Below are 24,148 nucleotides of genomic sequence, written 5' to 3'. Positions count from 1 at the left end.
CCGCTCGTCGCGACGGCCTGTCAAGACTTGCTCGATGAAGCGGCCCTGGACCGGACCGATCCTTAGGATCGAGGAGGTGCCTGAACCAACGATCTACAGCGAGCACGCCAAGACCTACGCGGCGTTCTGCGAACACAGCGCCCCGAACAGCCGATACGACCGTCCGGCGATTCTGCGGCTGGCGGGCGACGTCACGGCCAAGCGCGTCCTGGAGCTCGGCTGCGCCGCAGGAGTGCTCACCGAACACTTGGCCGACCGAGGAGCCGATGTGTTCGCGCTGGATCGCGAACCTCGCCTGGTCGACATCGCCCGCCACAGGCTGGGTAACCGCGCCCGCGTCGAGGTCGCAGACCTCGAGCAACCGCTCGACCTGGTGCCGACCGCCGGCGTTGACGTGGTCACCGCCTCCCTGGTCCTGCACTACCTCGAGGACTGGGCACCTCTGCTCGCGGAACTGCACCGCTGCCTGGTCCCCGGCGGAGCACTGGTCTTCTCGATCCACCACCCCATCACCGGCTGGGCGCTGTCCGATCAGAGCGACTACCACCGGGTCGAACTGGTCAGCGAAACCTGGGACTGGGACGGGCAACTGGTGACGGCAGACCTCTACCGCCGGCCGCTGTCGGCGATCTTCGGCGAGCTGCGGCAGGCGGGATTCGCGGTCGACGTCGTCGACGAGCCACGGCCGGACCTGGATGTCGCACCTCAGATGTTCGAAGTGCTCAACACCAAACCGATCTTCCTCTTCGTCCGGGCGCTGCGAGTCGACTGAACGACCAGCGGCTATGTTGGCCTGGTGACCGAGTACGACCGCCCCGAACTCGCCGAGCTGTGGCGCCTCGCCCGCGAGACGATGGAGGGCGGCGGCCGGTCGGCGTTCAGCTTCCGCGTCGAGGACGCGAGCACCGCGACGGTTCTTGGCGAGCTCCTGCGCAAGCCGATAGCGCACCCGGCTCGCCGTCAGATCTCGTTGGCACGCCTGGACGAACACATCCGCGCCCACGGCAGCACGCTGCCCGAGGTACTGGAGTCGGTGCACGGCAAGCCGATCGGCATGTCCACGTCCGAGGAGGCCTCGACCGCGGACGCCGTCCTCAAGTTCGCCCTGCGCGAGCACGGCCTGCTGCACGCTCCCTGGGCCGCCGAGTGGATCGAGCACGTCCGCAGGTACGGCAAGATCCCGCAGCCCGCGCTGCCGATGATCGCGAACCAGGCCGCGGCGATCCTCGCGCGACTGCACCCCGAACCCCGGCAGTGGACGACCCGGTTCGCCTTGGCGGGCAACGATCTCGACGACGGCCGCCCGCTCACCCGCATCGTCCACAAAGCACTGACGCTCATCGGCACCGACTGGGAGCGCTCCGGCGTCCTCCCCGATGCCTACAGCAACCCGGTGCTGACCTCCCAGGGCTACCTGACGCTGAACGACACCCTCGAAGCCTCCGACATCACCGTCGTCCGCAGCCCGCGCCTGCTCGAGTCCGGAGTGCCCGGCCCGTTGATGGTGCTCCCCACAGGCCTGACCGCACAGGCCAAGCACCACCTCAACGGCAAGACCGTCCGCTGCCACAACGACTTCACGCCCGACGGCATCCGCGCAACCAACGAGATCCTGGCCTACACCGGCGGAACCGCGTGGCGGATGTCAGCGGCCGACTACCGCGAAGCCGTGGCCACGCTGATCGCGCGCGGCGTGGAGCTCCCCACCCTCAACACCCGCCCGGCGGAAGCGAGCTGGGATCCCGACCTCGCCGAGACCATGGCCACGACCGGGCTGATGGTCACCGAGGAACACGTGCTGCCGTCACTGCTCTGACGAATCTGACGACTCCGACGGCGCGAACCGCTTCACGTCCCACCGCCCGTGCCCCTCGAGCAGCTTGCGGCCGATCCGCCGCAGGTCGGCGAGGTCGCGTTCGTTCAGCAGGCCGGTGAACTCCTCGGCGAGCGACGCCCGGTACACCCGCGCGGTCGTGCCGAGGCACGCTTCCTCGCCCTCCTGGGTCAGCACGGCGATGACCAGTCGCCGGTTGTCCGGCGGTTGCTCGCGCGTCACCCACCCGCGCTTGACCAGGCGCTCGATCAGCCGGGTGATCCCGGACGGACTCACGTCCAGCAGCTCGACGAGCTCCGACATCTGCAGCCGGCCGCCGTTGTGGTGCAACTGGTAGAGCGCCACGTGCTCCAGCAGCGAGCACCCGGCCTCGTCCTCCATGCGGCGCCCCATCGCGGCCTTCACGGCGTCGACGCCCTGCTGCACGTACAGCCACGAGTAGATCGGCTCGGTCACTGGCCCATCCTAAATCATGTTTGACAGCGAGACATTTTCATCGTCAAATATTGCTCATGAAAACCTCTGGGGACGTCACCATCGTCGGCGCGGGCCCGGTCGGCCTGTTGCTGGCCTGCGAACTCGCACTCCAAGGCGTCCGCACCACCGTGCTCGAACGCCTCACCACCCAGGCCGGCACCATCAAGGCGCAGATGATCAGCGGCCGCACGGTCGAGATGCTCGCCATGCGCGGCCTCGGCCCGGCGATCGACGCCGCCAGCGCCGCCGAGACCGCCAACCTGGCCTGGCGCGGCCGCACCACCGGCCACTTCGCCGGACTGTTCAAACTGGACGGTCTGGAACTGCTCATGCTGACGCAGCAAGCACTCGAACGCGTCCTCGAAGCCCGCGCCGGCGAACTGGGCGTCGAGATCCGCCGCGGCGTCGAGGTCACTGATCTGGACCTCGGCTCCGAGTACGTGATCGGTTGCGACGGCGGGCGCAGCACCGTTCGCAAGCTCGCCGGCATCGAGTTCGCCGGCACGGGTCCCACGCTCACCGGTTACCAGGCGATCGTCGACCTGGACGGCGAACTCGACCGCGGCTGGCACCACACGCCGACAGGCGTCTACGCGTCCGGTCCGCTCAAGGGCCGCATCATGATGATCGAGTACGACGGACCGCCGGCCACCCGTGACGTCACGCGCGACACCCTCGAAGCCAGCCTCCGCCGGATCAGCGGCCGCGACGTGCACATCACCGCCGTCCACACCGCGACCAGCTGGACCGACAACACGCGGCAGGCCACGACCTACCGCAAGGGCAACGTCCTGCTCGCCGGCGACGCCGCCCACGTGCACTCGCCGTTCGGCGGCCAGGGCCTCAACTTGGGACTCCAGGACGCCATGAACCTCGGCTGGAAACTCGCCACCGGCGACTCCGCACTCATCGACACCTACACCGCCGAGCGCCACCCGGTGGCCGACCGCGTCCTGCACAACACCATGGCCCAGGTCGCGCTCACCCGGCCCGACCCGCAGGCGCGCGAGCTCTACGCCCTGTTCGGCGACCTGCTCGACCTGCCGGACGTGAAGCGGAGGATCTCCGCGATGGTGCAGGGCACCGACATCCGCTACGACACCGGCTGCGCGCACCCGCTGGCGGGGACGTTCGTGCCGGGGCTCGACCTGTCCGACGGCAAGGGCACGACGATCGTGCTGGACGGCGAAGAGGCGACGATCAGGCCCGACGGCTACGTCGAGTGGGTCGGTGCCCGATGAGGATCACCGTCACCGGGGCTACCGGCACCCAGGGCGGCGCTGTTGCCCGGCTGCTGACCGAACGCGGCCACGAGGTGCGCCGCATGACACGCCGCCCGAACAGTTCCACCGACGTGTACGGCGACTTCGACGACCCGGAGTCGCTGCGCGCGGCGTTCGCGGACGCCGACGGCGCCTTCCTCGTCACCCCGTTCGGCGTGCCCGCGGAAACCGAGGTGCGCCAGGGCAAAGCGCTGGTCGACGCAGCCGCGGACGTGGCGCACGTGGTGTTCACGTCCGCGACGAACGCCGACCGCGGCACTGGTATCCCTCACTTCGACACCAAGGCCGAGATCGAAGGCCATCTCCGCGGCCATCCGCTGTGGACCGTGCTGGGCCCGGCAGCGTTCATGGCCGCCGGGGGACCGGTCGCACTGCCGATCCCCGCCGACCTGAAGTTGCACGTCGTCGCACCCGAGGACATCGCGGCGATGGCCGTGCTGGCCTTCGAGCAACCGGAACGCTTCCGCGACCGGCGCATCGACATCGCGAGCGACCGGCTCACCGGTCCGGAGATGGCCGCGATCCGGGGCACCGAGTTCGTCGAGATCCCGCTCGCCGAGGCCGAGCGCTACTCAGCCGACCTGGCCGCGATGTTCCGGCACCACGCCGAGATCGGGCTCGACCTCGACGTGGCGGCGCTGCACGCGGAGTTCCCCGAGATCGGCTGGCACAGCTATGCGAACTGGATCTAGTCCTGCATCGCCCACGACTGCAGCATCCGGAACGCGATCGACGCGCCACCGGCCAGCGCAAGCCCCGGCACACTCCCAGGCTCAGTGATCGCGCTCCGCACATCGGCCCGCGACACCCACTTGGCCTCCGCGATCTCGCCCTCGGCAGGCCGCAACGGCTCCGAAGGATCCGCGACGGCCTCGAAGCCGATCATCAGCGAGCGCGGGAACGGCCAGGGCTGGCTGCCCAGGTAGCGGATGTCCCGCACGCCGACGCCGACCTCTTCGAGGATCTCTCGCGCCACGCAGGCCTCGAGCGACTCGCCGGCCTCGACGAAGCCGGCGAGCACCGAGAACCTGCCCTCCGGCCATTCCGGGCCGCGGGCGACGAGCACCTGGTCCGCGCCGTCGTGCACCAGGCAGATCACCGCGGAGTCGGTGCGCGGGTACTCCTCGCGGCCGCAGCCGGAGCAGACCGAGGTCCAGCCGGACTTCTGCAGCACCGTCGGTGCACCGCACTTGGCGCAGAAGCGGGCCAGCCGGTGCCACTGGAACAACGCGGCGGCGGTCGTGAAGAGGCCCGCCGACATGTCGTCGAGGGTCGCGCCGGACTGGCGCAGGTCGAGCCACTGCGGCTCGTCCGTCAGCTCTGGTGCCGACCACGCGCGGGTGGGCGGTGGCTGCTCGCCGTCCTCGGCGGGCACCGGCACGGCGAAGTACGCCACGCCGTCCTGCTCGCCGAGCAGGACGGCGTTCAGCTGCGGTTGGTCGCCGAACTCGACGGCGGGCCGATCGACGATCCGGGTGCCGCGCTCGGCCACCAGCGTGCGGCCGCGCGAGTCGACCACGATCATTCGTGCCTTCGGCCAGAGCGCGGCGAGCTTCTCCTCGTCGCCGCGCAACGGCTCACTGCGGTCGATCGTGAACCGCGACAGCGCGGGAAGACCGACGAGATCGAAGCTCACTGGAAGGAGACCCCGCCCAACGCGCGGAGCTTCGGGGTCAGCTGCTCGGCGTCGCCGACCAGCACGCCGGTGAAGTTGCCCGGTGCGAAGAACTCCAGCGCGGCCGCGGCCACCTGCTCCGGCGTGACGGCCTGCAGGCGCTGCGGGTGCGCCACGAGCCAGTCGAGGCCGAGACCCAGGCCGACGAGGTTCACCAGGAACGACGCGAGGCCGGACTGCGACGACGTGCTCGTGAGCAGCGTGCCGATCGCGTACCGGCGCGCGACGTCCACTTCGGACTCCGACGGCGGCACCAGGCCGAGCCTGGCCAGCTCGTAACGGGTCTCCAGCAGGGCCGCCGCCGTCACCTCGGACGCCGTGTCCGCGTCGACCAGCAGCGTGGCGCCGTGGACGGTGAACTCGGGGTGCGAACGGGCGCTGTAGGTGTAGCCCTTGTCCTCGCGGATGTTCTCGACCAGGCGCGACGAGAAGAACCCGCCGTAGACCAGGTTCGCGAGCTGCAGCGCCGGGTAGCGCTCGTCGGTGCGCGGGATGGCCTGCGCGGCCAGGCGGATCTGCGACTGCACGGCACCGGCGCGGTGCACGAACAGCACGTCGCCACCGTTGACCGGCGGCAGCGGCGGCAGCTGGACGGCCTCGCCGTCGCCCTGCCACGCGCCCAGCGCCTCGCCGATCTGGGCCACGGCCTCGGCCGGGTCGATGTCGCCGACGACCACGAAGACCGAGCCGCGCGGCAGCAACGCCTTGCCGTGCAACGCCACCACGTCCTCGCGGGTGACGGTGGCGACCTCGTCGGCCTCCGGCATCTCCTTGGCGTACGGGTGGTCGCCGTACAGCACCTTCTGCAACGCCTCGCGCGCGATGACGCTCGGCTGCGAGCGGGCGATCGAGATGCGCTCGACCAGGCGGGCGCGCTCGCGCTCCAGCTCGTCGGCCGGGTACGACGCGTTCGTCAGCACGTCGGCCAGCACGTCGAGCACGGTGCCGAGGCCGCTGGCGAGCGCGTTGCCGGTGAAGCTCAGCCGCTCGGGGTCGACGACCGAGTCGAGCTCGCCGCCGACCAGCGCCAGCTCGGTGTCGATCTCCACGCGGGTGCGGGCCGCGGTGCCGGTCAGCACGGTGTTCGCGAGCAGCTCGGCCTGTGCCGAGTGCGGCGAACCGGCGCTGGAGGCGGCCGGGTCCGCGAACGGCACGCGCAGGCGGATCTCGACCATCGGCACGGTGGCGCGCCTGACCGCGATGACGCGCAGGCCGTTCGGCAGCGTGGAGTCCACAGTGGACAGGTCGACGGCCGCCTTCTGGGTGCCCAGCTCCGGGAGCGGGCGCGGACCGATCTCGGTCCGTCCGATCTCCTCGGCGGTGCGGTGGGTCTTGGCCCCCGAGATCGTGCCGGTCACTGGGCTCCTCCGGTGGGCTTGACGGTGAGAACGGCGCGCGAGTCGGGACGCAGCGCCTTGGCGGCGGCGGACACCTCGTCCACGGTCACCGACGCGATCCGCTCGGGCAGTTCGTAGATCAGCTCGGCGCGGCCGAACAGCAGCTCCGCCGAGCCGAGGCCCAGCGTGCGGTTCGTGAGCCGGTCGTGCTCCTTGTGCATGGTCGACGCCCAGCGGGCGGTGACCTTCGCCAGCTCCTCGGCCGACGGCGGCTCCTGGGCGAGCTTCTGCAGCTCCTCGTCGATCGCCGCGAGCACCTGCTCGGCGGGGACCTCCGCGGTGTGGATCGCGGTGATGCTGAACGTGTCCGGGTCGCGGGCCTCGAGCGGGCCGAACAGGCCGCAGCCGGCGTTGAGATCGATCACGATGCCCTCGCGGTGCACCAGGCGCTGCTGCAGGCGCGAGCCGTCGCCGTCCGTCAGCACGCCGGCGAGCACCAGGTACGAGAGGTAGCCGTCGATGTCGGTGACCGGGTCCGGCACGCGGTAGCCGATCGCGAGCGCGGGCAGCGGGGCCAGCGCGTCGCCGTGCTCGTGCCGCACCTCGCCCTGCGGGGCGGGCTCGGCGAACGAGGGGCGCTCCGGCCGCGGCCGCGCGGGCACGTCACCGAAGTGCTTCTCCACCAACACCTTCGCGGTCTCGACGTCGAGGTCACCCGCCACCGTCAGCACGGCGTTCGCCGGGCTGTAGTAGGTGTCGAAGAACTCCGCGCAGTTGTCGACAGTCGCGCTCTCCAGGTCGACGAAGTCGCCGTAGCCGTTGTGCGCGTTGGCGAACGTCTTGAACAGCACCGCGGGCAGGAGAATCCAGGGGAACCCGCCGTACGGGCGGTTCAGCACGTTGAGCCGGATCTCCTCCTTCACCACGTCGATCTGGTTGCGGAGGTTCTCCTCGGTGAGCTTCGGCGCGCGCATGCGGTCCGCCTCGAGGAACAGCGCCCGCTCGAGCGCCGCCGAGGGCAGCACCTGGTAGTAGTCGGTGTAGTCCGGGTGTGTGGACCCGTTGAACGTGCCGCCCGACGACTGCACGTGTCGGAAGTGCGCCAGCTTCTCCAGGCTCTCGCTGCCCTGGAACATCAGGTGCTCGAAGAGGTGCGCGAAACCGGTGCGCCCCTCCGGCTCGGAGCGGAAGCCGACGTCGTAGTGCACGCTGACGCCGACGACCGGTGCGCTGGCGTCGGGGGCGAGCACCACCCGCAGGCCGTTGGGCAACGTGAACCTGTGCAGTTCGGGTGAGGCCATGCCCGCCAGCCTACGGGTTCTGCGTCCGGAGCGATCGCAGGTGTCCGGCCTGGGCGAGCACCCCGTCGAGCGCCCCCAGGAACGCGGGGAAACTGCGCTGGAAATCGGACGCGTTGCCGTACCAGTACAGATCTTGCTGACCGAACGTGGCGAGCCAGCGGTCGGTCTCGCCGAGCACCACCGCGTACGGCAGCGAGCGGGAGAACACCAGCTCGCGGTCGGCCTCGGGCACGTCGTTCGGCGTCACGCCGTGCAGGTACCCGCGCAGGCCGCGGACGTGCTCCAGCAGCTCGCTGCCGCGCTTGGTCCTGGCGGGCATCGACCGCGCACCGAACGCGAGGGCGACGCCACCGACCGCGACGACGAGCCCGAACAACGCGTTGCCGATGGTCAGCGCGAGCACGACGGTGGCGGCCACGCCCAGCACCGCGATCACGATGCCGACCCACCAGAACAGGCTGCGCTCGGCGTCCGGGCGGCGCACGAACCAGCGCTTCTCCACCACGTCCGCGTAGAGCCGGTCGCGGACCTGGGCGAGATCGATCCGGCGGCCGCGCAGCTCGGACACGGTCACCGCGTCCGACCCCTGCGGCAGGAGAGCGTCGTAGACGGCCTTCTCGTAGCCGGAGAGCGAGTCGTCAGCCGGGTTGCGGCGCACGATCTGCCAGTCGTGACCGTCCACCTCGGTGATCCACAGGTAGTTGCGGACGGCGAGGTCGATGACCGTCGCGGTCACGTCGACCACGTCCACGTGCTCGTCCACGACGGTGCCGACCTGGCCGGGCAGCACGCCGTCGGGTGAGGCGAACGCGACCCGGCCGCCCTGGTCGCGGACCAGCACGGTCACCGCGCCGACGTCGCTCGCGAGCGCCGCCGCGTCCCGGCCGCGCAGGTACCAGAGCAGTGCGACACCGCCGAGCAGCAACACCAGCAGCCCGCCGAGCGCGGCGCCGCTGACCGGGGTCAGCGCGAACGCCGACGCCAGCCCGGACTGCTCGACCACCACGGCGTTGGGCGGCACGACACCGGCCGACAGTCCGATCGCGACATCGACGCGTTCGCCCGCGCCGAGCTTGATCTCCTGCGCCCGCACGCCCTTGCCGTCCGCGAGGTCGGCGCTGGTGCACGGCTGCGACGACCCGACCGGGCCGGCGAGGCAGTTGACCGACGTCGGCGAATCAGGTGCGGAGAACGTGACGGCGACCTTGTCGAGCTCGGTGTCCCAGCCGCCCGCGGCCTGCCAGCGGACCTCCAGCACGTCACCGACAGGGGCGACCGCGCCGACGACCGTGTAGGTCAGCGTGGCCTGGCCGCCTTCGAGGGTGACGGAGAACTTTTCGTCGCTGACGGTCGCGCTGCCCTTGCCCTCGACCCTGGCGTCGGTGACCTGGTACTGGCGCTCCAGGTCGTTGCCCACGGCGAGTCGCAAAGGGACGGTCCGCTTGACCGTCTTGCCGTCCGGCACGTGCACGGTCTCGGTGATGGAGAGCTTCGCGTCGCGCTCCAGCTTCATCCGCACCTCGGTGCTGACGGTGCCGGGAAGTGGCTGCGCGAGCGCGCCAACAGCCGTCGCAGAAGTCAAAGCTGCGGTCAGCGTGGCGGCTGCGAAGATCGCCGCTCCCCAGTTCTTCAACACGGCTGCGGACAATAGCGGAGTCCTCATATGCTCCGGCGGACTTTCGAACAGACGCCATCTGGGGGATTTCCGGCGATGACGCAACCACCTCCGCCGGGCTGGCCACCGCCGCGCCCGGTGGGTCCGCCGCCTGTGCCGGCGGCACCGCCGTACGGGCCGCCGATGCCTCCTCGCCACGTCCAGGGACCGCCTCCCGGCATGCGGCCACCGCAGTACCGCGCTCCGCTGCCACCGCCGCGGCCTGTGATGCCACCGCCGCAGCCGGTTTGGGGCACCCCGCCCGGCGGTTACGCGCCGTACCCGCAGATGCCGCCTCGCCGGAACAGCAGCAACGGCCCGATCCCGGCGCTGGTGCTGGGCGGCGTGGTGATCCTCGGCCTGGGCGCGATCGGTGTGTTCGCCGCGACGCTCAGCAGCAAGGTGAAGGACGCGGGCTACTCGAACTACACGACGTACAGCCCGACCTACACCTACAGCTCCACAACGACGACCACGACCACCACGACGACCTCGACGTCGTCCACGCGGTCGACCTCCACCTCGTCGGCGCCGGTGGGCCCGAAAGCCGTCTACAAGCTCGAAGACCACCCGATCTTCACGGCCAACATCGGTGCGAACGACTTCGACGCGTGCCCGTTGCCGAAGATGGAGTACAACCCGGCGGGCGAGGAACGGTTCCTCTCGGCGGCTCTGCCGTGCATCGAGAAGGCGTGGCAGCCGGCGTTGAAGAGGGCCAACCTTCCCTACCAGCCCGTCGAGCTGCAGGTCTTCACCGGCACGACGCAGACGCCGTGCGGTGAGCACACCACGAAAGAGACGGCGATGTTCTGCCGTGGCGTCATCTACTGGCCTGGCGGCTTCTACGCCAACGAGGGCGGCTCGACGGTCCGGCACCCCGGCGTGTACCTCGGCCAGCTCAGCCACGAGTACGGCCACCACGTCCAGTGGCTCACCGGCCTGATGCGCGCCGCCGACCAGGCCCAGTACGACGTGGGCGGCTGGGACACGCCGAAGGGCCTCGAGCTCAACCGCAGGCTGGAACTGCAGGCCACCTGCTTCGGCGGCATGACGCTGGCGCCGTTCTCGCACAAGAACGTCGTGCCGATGGACGTCGTGAACACCGGTCTGCACGACGCGGGCCAACGCGGCGACTACAGCCGCACGCCTGACCACGGCAGTCAGCCGAACAACGAGCGTTGGGTCATGCACGGCCACAAGCAGAACAAGGCGAACGCGTGCAACACCTGGGCCGCAAGCTCGGCGGACGTCGCGTGAACCGATCCCCCGGCCCGCGCGTCCCATTGATGTGGACGGGACGCGTTAGCCCGGTCGGGGGACGCGCGTTACCGATCCGCCTATGCTCGTACACGACCCAGGATCACCAATGGGGGGACCTCAGGCGATGACCCAACCACCGCCGCCGGGCAATTGGCCAACGCCGCGCCCGGTCGGTCCTCCACCGATGCCCGCACCACTGGGGCAGCGTCCGCCACAGGGTCCACCGCCTCCGTACGGCATGCCACCGCAGGGTCCTCCGATGGGACCGCCGCCCGGCCAGTACGGCCCGCCGCCGCCCCCACCGGGCCAGGTCATGCCGCCACCGCAGCCGTTCTGGGGCCCGCAGCCCGGCGGTTACGCGCCGTATCCGCAGATGCCGCCGCGCCGCCGGAGCAACGGCCCGATCGTGGCGCTGATCCTCGGCGGTGTGGTGATCCTCGGCTTGGGCGCCGTGGGCGTGTTCGCCGCGACCGTGAGCAACAACGTGAAGGACGCGGGCTACTCGAACTACACGACGTACAGCCCGACGTACTCGTACACCAGCACGGCGGAAGCCACGACCACGACGACGACGCCGTCGCGTCCATCGGCGTCCAGAACCCCGTCCACCCCGGCGACCCCGACGGGCGCGAAGGCCGTGGTCGCGCTGGCCGACCACCCGTTCCTGAAGCCGAACCTCGGCGCGAACTCGGTCTCGGGCTGCGCGCTGCCCGCCATGGACTACTCCCCGGCGGGCCAGGACCGCTACCTGCGCGCCGCGCTGCCGTGCATCGAGGGCATGTGGAAGCCGGCCCTGCAGGCCGCGAACCTGCCCTACCAGCCCGTTGAGCTGCACATCGTCACCGAGACCATGCAGTACCCGTGCGGCACCGTCCGCCCGGACTCGACGGCGCGCTACTGCCAGGGCGGTATCTACTGGACGGCGAACGCCTACGCCGCCGAGCGCAACCCGAACAACCCGAACCACCCCGGCAAGTACCTCGGCCAGCTGGCCCACGAGTACGGCCACCACCTGCAGTGGCTCACCGGAATGCTGAAAGCCTCGGACCGCGCGCAGTACGACGCGGGAGGGTGGGATACTCCGAAGGGCCTCGACCTGAACCGCCGGATGGAGCTGCAAGCCACCTGCTTCGGGGGCATGACGCTGGCCCCGTTGTCGCACGGCGCAATTCCGATCGACGTCATCAGGGTCGGCCTGTCCGACGCGGGCAACCGAGGTGACTACGACATCTACCCGACCAAGGACCACGGAACACCGCAGAACAACGCGACCTGGGTGGACCGCGGTTACAAGTCGAACAAGGCGTCCGAGTGCAACACCTGGGCCGCGGACGCCGGATCCGTCTCCTAGAAAGGGGCGAACGTTGACCCAACCAGCCAAGAACAACCCGGTCATGCTCGCGGGCGTGTTCGTGCTGGTAGTCGCGTTCGTCCTCGGAATCGGTCAACTAAGCCGCCCCAGAGTCGTCACGGGCCACGCCATGGCGGGTTCCCGCCCTGCCCCGTCGCCGTCGACCGAGCCCTCGACCCCGGTCCGTCCCCGCGCGGTCTACCGCCTGGCCGACCACCCGGTCCTGGTCACCCCGGCCTCCCTGGCCCCCGTGACCTGCGACATGCCGCAGTTCGGCGTCTCCGACCAGCAGCTGGCCGCCTACTACGCGGCCGGCACGGCCTGCCTGGACGCCGCCTGGGGCCCGTTGCTGACCGCGGCGAACATGCCGTTCGAGAAGCCGGCCCTGGACGCCTCGCCCACCCTGAAGGACGGCCCGTGCGGCGCCGCCCCGGAGTCCGACCACGCCGTCGCCTACTACTGCGGCCGCAACCGCACCATCTACATGCCGACCACCCGCCTGCGCGACAACGGCGGCGGCGACGCCCCGGCCACCCACCTGGCCACGCTCTCGCACGAGTACGGCCACCACGTCCAGGCTCTGACGGGCCTGCTGCGGGCTGCGGACCTGAAGATCACCGACGCGGGCGAGAAGACCCCGGCGGGCCTGGAGATGTCGCGCCGCATCGAACTGCAGGCGAACTGCTTCGCGGGCATGTTCCTGACGAGCGCGGCCGGCAAGGGCTCGGTGTCCGCTGGTCTGGCGCGTCAGGCTCAGGAGGACTTCAAGTTCGCCATCGAGGAGAAGCCCGAGAACAACGCTCACGGGTCGGCCACCAACCAGGCTCAGTGGGCGAACACGGGGTTCAAGTCGAATTCGACGGCGGCCTGCAACACCTTCGCGGCGCCGGCGGCGGCAGTCGCCTGACCGCCCCTCTCAGCTCGTCACGAAGGCGACTGGTTCAGCGGCAACGTCACCCGGAACACGGCTCCAGAATCTGACGGCTCACACGTCAGATCCCCGCCGTGCGCCCGAACAACCCCCCGAGCGATGGCCAGCCCGAGCCCAGACCCACCGGACCGCCGATCCCGAGCGTCATCCAGCCGGACCAGCCGATCGAAGATCCGCTCCCGCTCAGCCTCCGGCACCCCGGGCCCGTTGTCGGAAACCGTGAACCCGGTGGCATCAACCCGAATCCGGACACTCCCCTGCGGGCCGGCGGCCTGCCGGGCGTTGTCCACGAGATTCACCAGCACCTGAGCCAGCCGCTGCCCGTCCCCGACCACCACGACCGAGATCCCCTCGGCCGAGATGTCGAAGTCGGGCGCGACGAACCGCGTCCGCGCCACCTCGGCCTCGGCCAGCCCGAGCAGATCCACCGACTCCCGCTGCATCTCGTACCCGGCGTCGAGCTGAGCCAGCGCCAGCAGGTCGTCGACCAGCCGCCCGGCCCGCCGGGCCTCCCGCACCAGCAGGAACGACATCTGATCCCGATCAGGTGAATCGACCGGTGCCTGCACCAGCGCCTCCGCCACCGCCTGCACCCCGGTGATCGGCGTGCGCAGCTCGTGGGCGGCGTCGGCGACGAACCGCCGCGTCCGCTGCTCGGACCCCTCCAGCGAGTCCAGCATCCCGTCGAAGGCAGCCGCGGTGCGCCCCAGCTCGGTGTCGGTGCGCGACGGGTTGAGCCGGCCGCCGCGGTGGCCGTTGGCAATGGCCTGGGCCAGCGACGTCATGGCGTCCAGCGGGGCCAAAGCCCGCCGGACCACCCAGATCATCAACACGCCGGTGATCACGATGGCCCCGATCCCCATCATGATCAGCAGCCTGCGCAACCGGACCTGCGCCTGCGAGATCGTCTCGGTGTCCGCGTAGAACGTGAACTTCGCGCCGTTGATGTTCCGGGCCTTCTTCTCGTACTGCCCTCCGTCCGGCGCTTCGCCGACCTTCGTCCCGTTCGGCAGGTCCACCGTCACGTGGATGTTCCGCTTGGTCAGCTGCTGAGCGACCAGTCGCGGCGGAACGCCCTTCTGCACCTGCGTGACCGCACGCTGCTCGGCGTCGCGCAGCACGAAATCGACGTCCCTGCTGGACTGCCCCTGGAACAACCGGTCGACCAGGATCACCAGCGCCACCAGCACGACGAACAGCACCAGCACCACGGACACCGCGACGCGGCGGCGCAGCGAGACCGTGCGCAGGTTCATTCTTCGGCCCGCAATACGTACCCAAGACCGCGCACGGTGTGCACGAGCCGTGGGCCGTGTTCCTCCACCTTGCGGCGCACAGCGGACACGTGGACCTCGACCAGGTTCGGGTCGTAGTCCTCGTACCCCCACACCGCGGTCAAGATCTGCGTCTTCGACACCACTCGCCCGCGCTGCGCCGCCAGGTAGACCAGCAACCGCAGTTCCGTCGCGGTGAGCTCGATCGGCTGGTCGGCGCGCATCACGACGCCCGCGTCAGCGTCCACGACGAGGTCACCGACCTGCACCGTCGACGGCGTGCGCCCCAACCGGCGCAGCACGGCGGACACCCGCGCGACCAGCTCGGCCAGGACGAACGGCTTGCCCACGTAGTCGTCGGCGCCGCCGGAGAGCCCGCGCAACCGGTCCGGCACGCCGTCGCGCGCGGTCAGCATCACCACGCCGGCCCCGCTCGACCGGCGGATGACCTCGAGCAGCGCGAAACCGTCGCGGCCGGGCAGCATCACGTCGAGCACGACCAGGTCGGGGCGGAAGCGGCCGAGATCGGCCTCCAGCTGGCGCCCGTCCAGGCGGTGCTGCACCTCGTACCCCGACTCGCGCAACGCGGACGACACCGCGGCGCCGATCGCCTCGGCGTCCTCGATCACCAACACCCTGGCGGACACCTCACCATTCTGCTGATCATCCGGACTTCGGGCGACTCGCCTTCAGCTCGCCCTCAGAAAGCACGCGCACGCTGGTGCGCATGTCGAAGAAATCAGCCTGGGCCGGCGCCATCGTCGCGGCCGTCGGGCTCACCGTCGGCGGCATCGCGGTCGCGACTGCCGCGGACAACCCCGACGACCTGCCCGCGGCGTTCGCGGAACGTCACCCCGGCGGTCCCGGGAAGCCCGGCCGCCCGGACAAGGTGCGGCTCAAGGACAGCACTCTGGTCGTCGGCCGGGTGAAGTCGGTCGAGACCGGCAAGCTCACGATCACCAAGGACGACGGCAGCGAGGTGTCGTTGACCACGGACAGCGCCACGAAGCTGCGCGGCGGCGACCTCGCCGGCCTCAAGGCCGACCAGCGCGTGACCGTCCGCGTGAAGGACGGCAAGGCTCTCAACGTGGCGCTGGCGAAGGCCCACGAGCAGGGCACGATCAAGGACGTCAACGGCAACAACGCGACGTTGATCCAGGTCGACGGCCTGCAGACCCCGCTGGACCTGTCCGCGGTGACCGAGAAGCCGAAGAACGGTGACCTCGTCGCCGTGACCGGTTCCGTGTCCGACGGCAAGACCATCAAGGTCGAGCAGCTGCGCCAGCTGCCGAAGTAAACCTGGGCTCCACGCGGGCCGCCGCGTCTGCGAACATCGCAGTGTGGCGGTTCCGCGAAGCCCGAACAGATGGGTGTTCATCCTGCTGGTCGTCGGACTGGTCGGGATCAGTGTCGCGGTCGCGCTCCTGGTGCCGCTGAAGGTGCTCGGTGCCGAGGAGCCGGTAAGACGCGTCGCCGCGACCGTCGTCGAGACCGGTTCGTGCGGCCAGGGCATGGACACCGTCGAGTGGGACGCCGACGGCCAGAAGAAGCAGGCGAAGCTCGACGGCTGCGGCCATCAGAAGGGCGAGACCGTCGAGATCGTGCTGACCAGCGGCGATATGGTCCAGTCCGCCGCCTCGCAGCCGGTCGGACCACCGATCGCGAGCCGTCTCACCGTGCTGCTGTTGTGCCTCGCAGCGCTGGCGGGCGGCTTTTACGCGTTCCTCTTCCGCTATGCGCCGTTGCGCGCACCGGCCGTCATGACTACTCCTCGTTCCCCGGCTGAGTCACTTTCTTGACGCCATTCGGCCGATTTCATTCAGGATTCCCCAATAACGTTGACCTCCGGATCAGTCGCGACCTCTGACGGCCCTGAGCTGCTGTTACGACGCTCGACCAATTCTGTCGTCACGCGTTTGTTCAGCTGGGGGACTCTTTGAAGCGTGCAAGCATTCGAATCTTGATCGCATTTTTTGGAGTGGCGCTCACCTTGATAGGCGCCGTTCAGCCGGCCAGTGCGGAACCGGTTGCTCCTTGGTCGGAGAAGGCCGTTCCGGTGAAGATGGAAATGACGGCATCCGCCATCTACTGGCTGCAGAACCTGAACAGCCGCAAATGCGCCCTGTCCCAGGGTGGGGCCGACGGCGCGCCCGCCGTCCAGTACACCTGCCTGAACTTCAACGACCAGAAGTGGGGCTTCATCGACAAGGGCGACGCGCGGTACCAGATCGTCAACGCGAACAGCGGCAAGTGCCTGCTCATCCAAGGTTCCGCCAACGAGGCGCCTGCCGTCCAGTACCAGTGCCTGAACTACGTCGACCAGTACTGGCGATTCTGGAACTACCCCGGCCACTCCGGCTGGTACTGGCTGCAGAACGTCAACAGCGGCAAGTGCCTGATCGTTCGCGGGGGCAGCGACGGCACCCGGTTGGTGCAGTTCGACTGCGCGTCCTACATCGACCAGGCGTGGGGCCTGTACCAAGGCTGACCTGGTGAGCCGGCGGGGCCACCTGACACCAGGTGGCCCCGTTTCGCTACTCCCCGCCGGGCGGAGTCACCTTCTTGACGTAGAGCAGCCGGTCCCCCGGCTCGATCGCGTCCGCCTCGGGCGCGTCCACCCGGTAGAGTGTCTTGCCCCGCACCACACCGAGCACGATGTCGGGCAGGTGCCGCGGCGACCCGCCGATCTCGCTCTTCTCGACGTCGCGCTCGGCGATCGCGAGGCCCGCATCAGGCGTGAGCAGGTCTTCGACCATCGCGACCACGGACGGCGTGGCGGTGGCCATGCCGAGGAGTCGGCCGGCCGTTTCCGACGACACGACCACCGAGTCGGCGCCGGACTGCCGCAGCAGGTGCTCGTTCTCCCGTTCCCGCACCGACGCCACGATCTGCGCCTTGGGCGCGAGCTCGCGGGCGGTCAACGTCACCAGCACGGCCGTGTCGTCGCGGTTCGGCGCAACGACGATCGCGCGCGCTCGGGCTGCACCGGCGACCCTCAGCACGTCGTTGCGAGTACCGGAGCCATGCACGGTCACGAGCCCGATGGCGGATGCGGCGTCGAGCGACTCCTGCACGGTGTCCACGACGACGATCGAACCGGGCTCGACCCCGTCGCCGAGCAACGCCGCGACCGCGGAGCGCCCCTTCGTGCCATAGCCGACGACCACGACGTGGTCACGCACGATCCGCCTCCACTTCTGAATGCGCAACGCCTGCCGGGAGCGCTCGGTGAGAACTTCGAGTGTCGTGCCGACCAGCACGATCAGGAACAGGACCCGCAACGGCGTGATGACCAGAACGTTGATCAACCGCGCCGACGACGACGAGGGCGTGATGTCGCCGTAGCCGGTCGTCGAGAGTGACACCGTGGCGTAGTAGAACGAGTCGAGCAGCGAGACGCCGTCCTCGTTGACGTCGCGGTAGCCGTCGCGGTCGAGATAGACGATCAGCACCGCGAGCAGGAGCGCCGCCATCGCACCGACGACGCGTTTGAGGATGGCGCGCACCGGACTCTCCACCGAGTCCGGCATCCTGATCACGCCGACGAGCGAGTGCGACGCCTCGTCAGACAGGGTCATCGAGTCAACCTCTCGGGCAACATCCGCCACAGGTGAGCAGCCGCCTCCGCACCCTTGAGGAGCAACGGCACCACTACGCGCTCGTTCGGCGCGTGCACGCGATCATCCGGCAAGGTCGCGCCGAGGTAGACGAGGGGCACCCCGAGCCACGCCTGCAGCACCGCGGCCGGCCCCGATCCACCCGCTCGTGCGAACCGCACGGGCTGGTCGAACGCCAGCTCCATCGCCTCTTTCACGGTGGTGTTGGCCGGGTCGTCCGGGCTGATCGCGTACGGCGGCACCCCGGTGCCGCGGAAGGTGACCTCCGCGCGGACACCGGCCGGCGTGTGCTTCGCGACGAACGCCCTGAGCTGGTCCGCGACCTTCTCCGGCAGCTGGTCAGGCACGAGCCGGAAGCTGATCTTCGCCGTGGCGGTGGCCGGGATGATCGTCTTCAGGCCGGGGCCGGTGTAGCCGCTGCTCATGCCGTTGATCTCGGCGGTCGGCCGCACCCAGATCCGTTCGAACGTGGTGTAGCCAGGCTCGCCGGCCAGCGCCTGGGCGCCGCCACCGTTGTGCGCCAGCCACTTCTGCTCGTCGAACGGCAGCTCGGCGTAGTCCTGTCGTTCCTTTGTGGACGGCTCGACGACGTCGTCGTAGAAGCCTTCGAGCCGAATCCGGCCGTCGTCGTCGTGGAGGGCGGCGATGAGCCGCGCCAGCGCAGTAGCCGGGTTGGGAATCGCGCCGCCGGCCCGCCCGGAATGGACGTCGTCGGTGCCGCCGAAGAACGTGATCTCACCGCCGAGAACGCCGCGTTGCCCGGTGTTGACCGTCGGCGCTTCGCGTTCGTGCAGTGCCGTGTCGGTGAACACGACAAGATCGCAGTCGAGATCGTCTTTGTGATCTTCGAGGAGCTTTCGCAGGTGTGGAGAACCCGATTCCTCTTCGCCCTCGATGAACAGTTTCAACGTGACGCTCGGCGCATTCTGTCCGGTTGCCGACAGATGTGCCCGCACGGCGAGCAGGTGCATCGCGACCTGCCCCTTGTCGTCGCTCGCGCCACGGCCGTGCAACACGTCGCCGCTGATCACGGGCTCGAAGGGCGGATGGTGCCAGCGCTCGATCGGGTCGACCGGCTGGACGTCGTGGTGACCGTAGACAAGCACCGTCGGCGCCGCCGGATCTTCGGCCGGCCAGCACGCGTAAACGGCGGGAAGCGCCGGCCCGTGGTCCCAGATCTCGATCTCCGGCCAGCCGTCCTCGCGCAGTCTCCCGGCCAGCCATTCGGCGGATCTCTGCACGTCAACGTGGTGCACGGGATCAACGCCGATGGAGGGGATCTTGATCCACTCGCAGAGTCCGGCGACGAAGGAATCGGTCAGCGCGGCAACCGCGGCGCGTTCGGGATGATGAGAATCACCTGCCACGCTCGTGGAGAATAGGCCAGCCCGATCTCGCCTACGCGGCGTAGGCATGACAGGGTGACGAGATGGAACCGAACCGTTCCCGAGCGCGATCGGCATTGGCGCTCGCAGCACTGCTAGGCCTGGCAGGAGTAACCCACTTCACCAGGCCGAAGTACTACGACGCGATCGTCCCGCGCGCACTGCCAGGCACCCCGCGGCAGTGGACGTACGTATCGGGCGTGGCCGAACTGGCCCTGGCGACCGCGGTCGCCGCCCCACGCACCCGCCGCCTGGGCTCGCTCGCCGCCGCCGCGTTCTTCGTCGCGGTCTTCCCGGCAAACGTGAAGATGGCTCTCGATTTCCGGGACAAATCCCCCAAAGCCCGAGCCATCGCCTACGGCCGCCTGCCACTGCAGATCCCGCTCGTCGCATGGGCGTGGAATGTGGCGAAGTCGTCGCCATGACCACCCTGGGTAATCCTTAACCAAGTATCCCGCAAACGCTGTCATTTTTCGCGCGAGGAACCCTAGGATGCGCCCTGTGCAAACGCTTCTTGAGCGCGCCGCGACCGAGCTCGGCTGGGACGGTGTCGTCGTACCCGACGTCGCCGTGCTCGGCCAGCAGGTGTCCGCGGTGGTGCGTTTGCTGCCCGACGTCCACGAGTGGAGAACCCAGAACGGCTGGCCCCCGCGCGCCGACCCGTCCTGGTTCCGCTCCTGGTTCGAGCCGGAGGCCCACGACCGCCTCCCGGTCGCGGCGGTGGAGTTGGTCGGCGTGCTGGTCAGCGAGTCCACAACGGACCGCGCCCTGCAGTCGTGCGGCACCCTGCTCACTCTGGCGCCGTGCGCGGTGATGCTGCCGCGGTCCGACGAGTCGCAGGCCTGGTCGTACATCGAGCTCGACTACTACGGCATCGGCGTCGTGGTCGCCGACGACAGCACCGCCGTCCTGATGGTGCCGCCGGAGGACCGGTCGCCTGAGTTCGGGCCGTCGCTGTTTGGGCGGTGGCTGCTTGAGGTGCTGTACGAGCGGGTTTTGAAGGCTTCGCACGCGCCAGCCGACGCCTGAGGCTGGCGGCACGGTCTGGGGCTGTCGGCACGGTCTGGGGCTGTCGGCACGACCACACGATGCGGCCGACTGGTCTGCTGGGCGCGGGCGGGCGGACGCTGGTCTGCTGGGCGCGGGCGGGCGGACGCTGGTCTGCTGGGCGCGGGCGGGCGGACGCTGGTCTGCTGGGCGAGGGCGGGCTGACGCAGGCCCGCGCGCTGCTGTTCAAGCCTGGCCACTGCCCGAGGCTGCTGCTCCCCCCGCGCGCTTCCTTGTCACGCAACGATTGAAACGCGTTCGAGGTTCCCGGCTATCCACAGGTTACGCGGCCGAACATAACCGCAGGTCAAAAGCCTGCAGCCTGTGGACAACTCGCGATCATGACCCAGCGCGGCCTGACGATCATGACCCCACCGACCTGATCAGGGCCTTCAGCCCAGCCTCGTCCAACAGATCAGTAGGCCGCACCGTGTGATCGTGCCGCACGTAGTGGAAAGCAGCCCGCACCTCCTCCAACGGCGCCCCAACCAGCGCCGCCCAAGCCAGCCGATACGCCGCGAGCTGCACCGACAGCGCCGGCAGGGCCTCGGCGTCCGGCACGGCGCCGGTCTTCCAGTCGACCACGGTCCAGCCGTCCGGGTCGCGGTACACGGCGTCCATCCGGCCGCGCACCGAGATGCCCTCGAACTCGGCCTCGAACGGCACCTCCACGTCGTGTGGTGTGCGGTCGGCCCAGGCGCTGTGCAGGAACGCCTCCTTCAGGCGTTCCAGGTCGGCGTCCGGGGCTGCCTCGGCGTCGCCTGCTCCGGGGAGGTCGTCGAGGTCCAGGAGTCGGGTGGCGCCGAAGCGGTTCTCCAGCCAGGTGTGGAACGCGGTGCCTCGCCTGGCCAGCGGGTTAGGCGGGAACGGCAGTGGGCGGCGCAGGCGGCGGGCCAGTTGGTCTGGGTCCTTGGCCAGTTCGACCAGTTGGGAGACCGAGAGGTGTTCGGGCAGTTCCACCTGTTCGCGGCGGTTCTGTGAGGCTGCGCGTTCGGCTAGCAGCACGTCTACGTCGCGGGCCCAGCCGTCCGGGTCGTCCTCGTCCGGCATTTCCGGGTCGTCGGGCACCACGTCGTCTGGGAGCGGTTCGGGCTCTGGCGGGAAGTCTTCGTCCGGGGGCTCGTCCGGCGGCGGGTAGTCCTCCTCCACAACCAACGGCTGCTCCTCGAAGATCAGGGGGAGCGCTTCGGGTGGGGCGTTGCGCAGTGCGTCCAGTGCGGCCAGGACCATCGAGGCGCCCTCTACTACGGCGTCGCGGCGCTTGCCCAGGGGGTCGGCTGGCCATGAGGAGGACTTCACGTCCTCGGCCAGGGGGTTTGGGGTGTCGGCGGAGGGTTCGGGGGTCCACACGACCACGTCGCCGGGTGGGGTGTCGCGCTGCATTACCTCGTGCATCTCGCGCAGGAACACCGACGGGCCCTTCGGCTTGTCGCCGGCCTCTGCCCACCAGTGGCCCGACATCAGCAGGCTGTGCTCGGCTCGCGTCACGCCCACGTAGAACAGGCGGCGTTCCTCTACCAGGCGGCGGTCTTCGAACTCCTCGGCGTGGATGGTCAGCGCCTCGTCCACCTCCTTGCGGTTGTAGCCGGCGGAGAGGCGCAGGACCGGGAGGTCTGCGGAGTCGCCGCGCAGTGAGGCCGGTAGTTCCGTGACGGACTTCAGCCAGCACGAGGACTTCTTGCGGCCGGGGAACACGTCGCGGACCAGGTGCGGCAGCGCCACGATGTGCCACTCCAGGCCCTTCGCGGAGTGCACCGTCAGGATCTGCACTCGGTCTTCGGAGACCTCGACCTCACCGGGCTCCAGGCCGTCTTCGGCGTGTTCGGCCGTGTACAGGTAGTCCAGCAGCGAAGGCAGCGTCGCGGACGGCGAGGCTGCGGCGAAGTCCGTTACCACGTCCGCGAAGGCGTCCAGGTGGGCGCGGCCGACCATGCCTGGGCGCGACATCGCCTCGATGTCCAGCAGCAGCGTGCGTTCCACGTCGGCCACCAGCTCCGGCAACGGCTGGTCCAGCCTGCGCCGCAACGCCGCCAGCTCGCCGCCCAGCCGGCGGATTCGCCGGTAGCCGTCCTGTGAATAGGAGTCCGGGTCGCCTGGGTCGTCGAGGGCGTCGGCCAGGCCTGCCTGTTCGGCGTGTTCGCCCGGCAGTGCGTCCGCCAGCACCAGCAGTGGATCGTCCACAACGGACTGTCGTGGTTGGACTCCCGCCAGGTCCCGCGCGCGGGACCACAGGGCTGCCAGGTCCACGGCTGCCAGGCGCCAGCGCGAGCCGGTCAGCAGGCGTGCGGCCGCCGTGCCTGCCAGGGGATCCACCAGCACTCGCAGGGCCGACACCAGGTCTCGCACCTCGGGCTCGTCCAGCAGCCCGCCGAGGCCCACGACCTCTACCGGCAACCCGCGTTCGCGCAGCGCCGCGGCGATCGCTGCCATGTCCGACCTGCGGCGCACCAGCACCGCGGCCGTTGGCGGCACGCCTTCCACGTCGAGGTGCGCGACCCATTGCGCTGCAACGGTGTCTGCCATCCAGTCGAGTTCCTGGCGGATGTCCTCGTGCAACGCCAACCGCACGTCACCGGGGCCGGCTCCTGGGCGCGCCCGCAGTTCCTCGACGTCCAGGCCGGCTTCCCGCAGCGGCAACGACACCGCGTTCGCCAGCTCCAGGACCTCCGGCGGGTTGCGGAAACTGGTCAGCAGCCCGAACTTCCGGGTCGGCGGGAAGTCGTCCGCGAACCGCGGCAGGTTCGCCGCCGAGGCGCCGCGCCAGCCGTAGATCGCCTGCGCCGGGTCACCTACCGACGTCACCGGCATCGGCGCGCCGAGTCCGAACAACGATCGCAGCAGCACGCGCTGCGCGTGCCCGGTGTCCTGGTACTCGTCGAGCAGCACGGCGCCGTACCGCTCGCGCTCGCCGTCCGAGACCTCCGGGAACGCCGCAAGCTGCGCGGCCAGCGACATCTGGTCCGCGAAGTCGAGCGCCGCCTCCTTGCGCTTGCGTTGCTGGTATGCATCCAGCAACGGCAGCAGTGCGACCCGCAACCGTTGTGCCGCAACGACCTCGCGCAGCTTCTCCGGCAACGCGTCGCGCTGCCGGGGCGCCTTCGGGGCGTTCTCGATCAACGCGCACAGCTCCAGCGCGTGCGCTTCCAACGCCTCAGGCGTCACCAGGTGCTCGCCCAGCTCACCGGCCAGCGACAGCAGGTACCCGGTGATCGTCGCAGGCACCTTGTCCGTGTCCAGATCGCGCGCCCACGTCGACACGACCCGGTGCGCCAGCTGCCACGACGCCGTCCCGGTGAGCAGCCGCACGCCCGGCTCCACCGGCAGCCTCAGCCCGTGCTCGGACACCAGACGTCCGGCGTACGCGTGATACGTCAGCACCACGGGCTCGCCCGTCAGCACCGCCATCTTGCGCTCACCGCTCGGGTCGAGCTCGTCCAGCAGCGTCGACCCGGCGAGTCTGCGCAGCCGGGACCGCACCCGGTCCGCGAGCTGCCGGGCGGCCTTGCGCGTGAACGTCAGGCCCAGCACCCGGTCCGGCTGCACGATGCCGTTCGCCACCAGCCACACCACGCGCGCGGCCATGGTCTCGGTCTTGCCCGCGCCCGCACCCGCTACGACCAGCGCGGGTTGCGCGGGTGCGGCGATCACCTCGGCCTGCTCGGGGGTCGGCTTGTTGAGCCCGAGCGCCTCGGCGATCTCGAAGGGCGACTTCACCGCGACAT

At 69.9% G+C, this 24,148-nt stretch carries 23 protein-coding genes; 13 read left to right on the top strand and 10 right to left on the bottom strand.

The window, feature by feature from the left end; genetic code table 11:
* The first annotated feature begins 76 nt into the window (after positions 1–76).
* Together ACIA8G_RS37990 and ACIA8G_RS37985 are read left to right on the top strand one after the other, a co-directional pair.
* On the top strand, positions 77–772 hold the full coding sequence (locus ACIA8G_RS37990; RefSeq protein ID WP_396423599.1) for a class I SAM-dependent methyltransferase: 696 nt from the start codon (positions 77–79) through the stop codon (positions 770–772).
* Positions 773–796: 24 nt separating this feature from the next.
* Positions 797–1,816: a DUF2399 domain-containing protein gene (locus tag ACIA8G_RS37985; RefSeq protein ID WP_396423598.1), complete on the top strand. Its 1,020-nt coding sequence runs from the start codon at positions 797–799 to the stop codon at positions 1,814–1,816.
* Here ACIA8G_RS37985 and ACIA8G_RS37980 read toward each other — a convergent pair.
* Positions 1,805–2,290, bottom strand: coding sequence for a MarR family winged helix-turn-helix transcriptional regulator (locus tag ACIA8G_RS37980; protein ID WP_396423597.1), 486 nt, complete (start codon positions 2,288–2,290; stop codon positions 1,805–1,807). The two genes, ACIA8G_RS37985 and ACIA8G_RS37980, sit on opposite strands and share 12 nt — an antisense overlap.
* A gap of 56 nt (positions 2,291–2,346) precedes the next feature.
* Here ACIA8G_RS37980 and ACIA8G_RS37975 point away from each other — a divergent pair, with 56 nt between their 5' ends.
* Together ACIA8G_RS37975 and ACIA8G_RS37970 are read left to right on the top strand one after the other, a co-directional pair.
* On the top strand, positions 2,347–3,552 hold the full coding sequence (locus ACIA8G_RS37975) for an FAD-dependent monooxygenase (RefSeq protein WP_396423596.1): 1,206 nt from the start codon (positions 2,347–2,349) through the stop codon (positions 3,550–3,552).
* Positions 3,549–4,286: an NmrA family NAD(P)-binding protein gene (locus tag ACIA8G_RS37970; protein WP_396423595.1), complete on the top strand. Its 738-nt coding sequence runs from the start codon at positions 3,549–3,551 to the stop codon at positions 4,284–4,286. The genes ACIA8G_RS37975 and ACIA8G_RS37970 overlap by 4 nt, the downstream gene beginning before the upstream one ends.
* On the opposite strand, the gene nudC is transcribed toward ACIA8G_RS37970, so the two are convergent.
* From nudC to ACIA8G_RS37950, 4 genes are read right to left on the bottom strand one after another with little or no spacing between them, the layout of a single operon-like run.
* Positions 4,283–5,230, bottom strand: coding sequence for an NAD(+) diphosphatase (gene nudC / locus ACIA8G_RS37965; RefSeq protein ID WP_396423594.1), 948 nt, complete (start codon positions 5,228–5,230; stop codon positions 4,283–4,285). The two genes, ACIA8G_RS37970 and nudC, sit on opposite strands and share 4 nt — an antisense overlap.
* Complete coding sequence (locus ACIA8G_RS37960; protein ID WP_396423593.1) at positions 5,227–6,627, bottom strand: M16 family metallopeptidase; 1,401 nt, start codon at positions 6,625–6,627, stop codon at positions 5,227–5,229. The genes nudC and ACIA8G_RS37960 overlap by 4 nt, the downstream gene beginning before the upstream one ends.
* The gene (locus ACIA8G_RS37955) at positions 6,624–7,907 is read right to left on the bottom strand and encodes a M16 family metallopeptidase (RefSeq protein ID WP_396423592.1); all 1,284 of its coding nucleotides are present in this window, start codon (positions 7,905–7,907) and stop codon (positions 6,624–6,626) included. The genes ACIA8G_RS37960 and ACIA8G_RS37955 overlap by 4 nt, the downstream gene beginning before the upstream one ends.
* Before the next feature lie 10 nt (positions 7,908–7,917).
* A complete protein-coding gene (locus ACIA8G_RS37950) occupies positions 7,918–9,543 on the bottom strand; it encodes a DUF2207 domain-containing protein (RefSeq protein ID WP_396423591.1) in 1,626 nt (541 codons plus the stop codon).
* Between the two features lie 75 nt (positions 9,544–9,618).
* On the opposite strand from ACIA8G_RS37950, the gene ACIA8G_RS37945 reads away from it, so the two are divergent.
* The 3 genes from ACIA8G_RS37945 to ACIA8G_RS37935 all read left to right on the top strand — a co-directional run bounded on the left by ACIA8G_RS37945 (position 9,619) and on the right by ACIA8G_RS37935 (position 13,079).
* Positions 9,619–10,818, top strand: coding sequence for a neutral zinc metallopeptidase (locus tag ACIA8G_RS37945; RefSeq protein WP_396423590.1), 1,200 nt, complete (start codon positions 9,619–9,621; stop codon positions 10,816–10,818).
* A gap of 262 nt (positions 10,819–11,080) precedes the next feature.
* The gene (locus ACIA8G_RS37940; protein WP_396423589.1) at positions 11,081–12,172 is read left to right on the top strand and encodes a neutral zinc metallopeptidase; all 1,092 of its coding nucleotides are present in this window, start codon (positions 11,081–11,083) and stop codon (positions 12,170–12,172) included.
* Between the two features lie 13 nt (positions 12,173–12,185).
* Positions 12,186–13,079, top strand: a complete 894-nt coding sequence (locus tag ACIA8G_RS37935; protein ID WP_396423588.1) for a neutral zinc metallopeptidase — start codon at positions 12,186–12,188, stop codon at positions 13,077–13,079.
* Between the two features lie 17 nt (positions 13,080–13,096).
* Here the strand turns inward: ACIA8G_RS37935 and ACIA8G_RS37930 are convergent, their stop codons facing one another.
* Both ACIA8G_RS37930 and ACIA8G_RS37925 read right to left on the bottom strand, forming a co-directional pair.
* Positions 13,097–14,359: a sensor histidine kinase gene (locus tag ACIA8G_RS37930; RefSeq protein WP_396423587.1), complete on the bottom strand. Its 1,263-nt coding sequence runs from the start codon at positions 14,357–14,359 to the stop codon at positions 13,097–13,099.
* Positions 14,356–15,024: a response regulator transcription factor gene (locus ACIA8G_RS37925; RefSeq protein WP_396423586.1), complete on the bottom strand. Its 669-nt coding sequence runs from the start codon at positions 15,022–15,024 to the stop codon at positions 14,356–14,358. The genes ACIA8G_RS37930 and ACIA8G_RS37925 overlap by 4 nt, the downstream gene beginning before the upstream one ends.
* An 80-nt stretch (positions 15,025–15,104) precedes the next feature.
* Between ACIA8G_RS37925 and ACIA8G_RS37920 the strand changes: the two genes are divergently transcribed.
* The 3 genes from ACIA8G_RS37920 (at position 15,105) to ACIA8G_RS37910 (ending at position 16,865) form a co-directional block, all read left to right on the top strand.
* A complete protein-coding gene (locus ACIA8G_RS37920) occupies positions 15,105–15,674 on the top strand; it encodes a hypothetical protein (protein ID WP_396423585.1) in 570 nt (189 codons plus the stop codon).
* Positions 15,675–15,717: 43 nt separating this feature from the next.
* Positions 15,718–16,176 (top strand): hypothetical protein, encoded by a 459-nt coding sequence (locus ACIA8G_RS37915; RefSeq protein WP_396423584.1) that lies wholly within the window; start codon positions 15,718–15,720, stop codon positions 16,174–16,176.
* Between the two features lie 269 nt (positions 16,177–16,445).
* Positions 16,446–16,865, top strand: a complete 420-nt coding sequence (locus tag ACIA8G_RS37910; RefSeq protein ID WP_396423583.1) for an RICIN domain-containing protein — start codon at positions 16,446–16,448, stop codon at positions 16,863–16,865.
* A gap of 46 nt (positions 16,866–16,911) precedes the next feature.
* Here ACIA8G_RS37910 and ACIA8G_RS37905 read toward each other — a convergent pair whose 3' ends face one another.
* Entirely contained in the window at positions 16,912–17,955 is a 1,044-nt protein-coding gene (locus ACIA8G_RS37905; protein ID WP_396423582.1) for a potassium channel family protein, read from the bottom strand.
* Complete coding sequence (locus tag ACIA8G_RS37900) at positions 17,952–19,361, bottom strand: M20/M25/M40 family metallo-hydrolase (RefSeq protein ID WP_396423581.1); 1,410 nt, start codon at positions 19,359–19,361, stop codon at positions 17,952–17,954. Before ACIA8G_RS37900 ends, ACIA8G_RS37905 begins: the two co-directional genes overlap by 4 nt.
* 62 nt (positions 19,362–19,423) lie before the next feature.
* Here ACIA8G_RS37900 and ACIA8G_RS37895 point away from each other — a divergent pair, with 62 nt between their 5' ends.
* The 3 genes from ACIA8G_RS37895 (at position 19,424) to ACIA8G_RS37885 (ending at position 20,677) form a co-directional block, all read left to right on the top strand.
* Positions 19,424–19,804: a DoxX family protein gene (locus ACIA8G_RS37895; RefSeq protein ID WP_396423580.1), complete on the top strand. Its 381-nt coding sequence runs from the start codon at positions 19,424–19,426 to the stop codon at positions 19,802–19,804.
* A 67-nt stretch (positions 19,805–19,871) separates the two neighbouring features.
* Positions 19,872–20,408 (top strand): hypothetical protein, encoded by a 537-nt coding sequence (locus ACIA8G_RS37890; RefSeq protein WP_396423579.1) that lies wholly within the window; start codon positions 19,872–19,874, stop codon positions 20,406–20,408.
* 59 nt (positions 20,409–20,467) lie between these two features.
* On the top strand, positions 20,468–20,677 hold the full coding sequence (locus ACIA8G_RS37885; RefSeq protein WP_396423578.1) for a hypothetical protein: 210 nt from the start codon (positions 20,468–20,470) through the stop codon (positions 20,675–20,677).
* 112 nt (positions 20,678–20,789) lie between these two features.
* On the opposite strand, the gene ACIA8G_RS37880 is transcribed toward ACIA8G_RS37885, so the two are convergent.
* A complete protein-coding gene (locus tag ACIA8G_RS37880; protein WP_396423577.1) occupies positions 20,790–24,140 on the bottom strand; it encodes an ATP-dependent helicase in 3,351 nt (1,116 codons plus the stop codon).
* Positions 24,141–24,148: the final 8 nt, after the last annotated feature.

The organism is Lentzea sp. NPDC051213, assembly GCF_044455585.1.
Taxonomy (GTDB): domain Bacteria; phylum Actinomycetota; class Actinomycetes; order Mycobacteriales; family Pseudonocardiaceae; genus Lentzea.
Note: the sequence above shows the minus strand (reverse complement) of the source record. Positions and strands in the feature narration are given on the sequence as shown.

Coding starts and splice junctions, on each gene's coding strand:
- ACIA8G_RS37910 (WP_396423583.1), top strand. CDS start 16,446: ATGACGGCATCCGCCATCTACTGGCTGCAGAACCTGAACAGCCGCAAA.
- ACIA8G_RS37930 (WP_396423587.1), bottom strand. CDS start 14,359: ATGAACCTGCGCACGGTCTCGCTGCGCCGCCGCGTCGCGGTGTCCGTG.
- ACIA8G_RS37885 (WP_396423578.1), top strand. CDS start 20,468: ATGCGGCCGACTGGTCTGCTGGGCGCGGGCGGGCGGACGCTGGTCTGC.
- ACIA8G_RS37890 (WP_396423579.1), top strand. CDS start 19,872: ATGCGCCCTGTGCAAACGCTTCTTGAGCGCGCCGCGACCGAGCTCGGC.
- ACIA8G_RS37895 (WP_396423580.1), top strand. CDS start 19,424: ATGGAACCGAACCGTTCCCGAGCGCGATCGGCATTGGCGCTCGCAGCA.
- ACIA8G_RS37945 (WP_396423590.1), top strand. CDS start 9,619: ATGACGCAACCACCTCCGCCGGGCTGGCCACCGCCGCGCCCGGTGGGT.
- ACIA8G_RS37975 (WP_396423596.1), top strand. CDS start 2,347: ATGAAAACCTCTGGGGACGTCACCATCGTCGGCGCGGGCCCGGTCGGC.
- ACIA8G_RS37905 (WP_396423582.1), bottom strand. CDS start 17,955: ATGACCCTGTCTGACGAGGCGTCGCACTCGCTCGTCGGCGTGATCAGG.
- ACIA8G_RS37970 (WP_396423595.1), top strand. CDS start 3,549: ATGAGGATCACCGTCACCGGGGCTACCGGCACCCAGGGCGGCGCTGTT.
- ACIA8G_RS37955 (WP_396423592.1), bottom strand. CDS start 7,907: ATGGCCTCACCCGAACTGCACAGGTTCACGTTGCCCAACGGCCTGCGG.
- ACIA8G_RS37920 (WP_396423585.1), top strand. CDS start 15,105: ATGTCGAAGAAATCAGCCTGGGCCGGCGCCATCGTCGCGGCCGTCGGG.
- ACIA8G_RS37940 (WP_396423589.1), top strand. CDS start 11,081: ATGGGACCGCCGCCCGGCCAGTACGGCCCGCCGCCGCCCCCACCGGGC.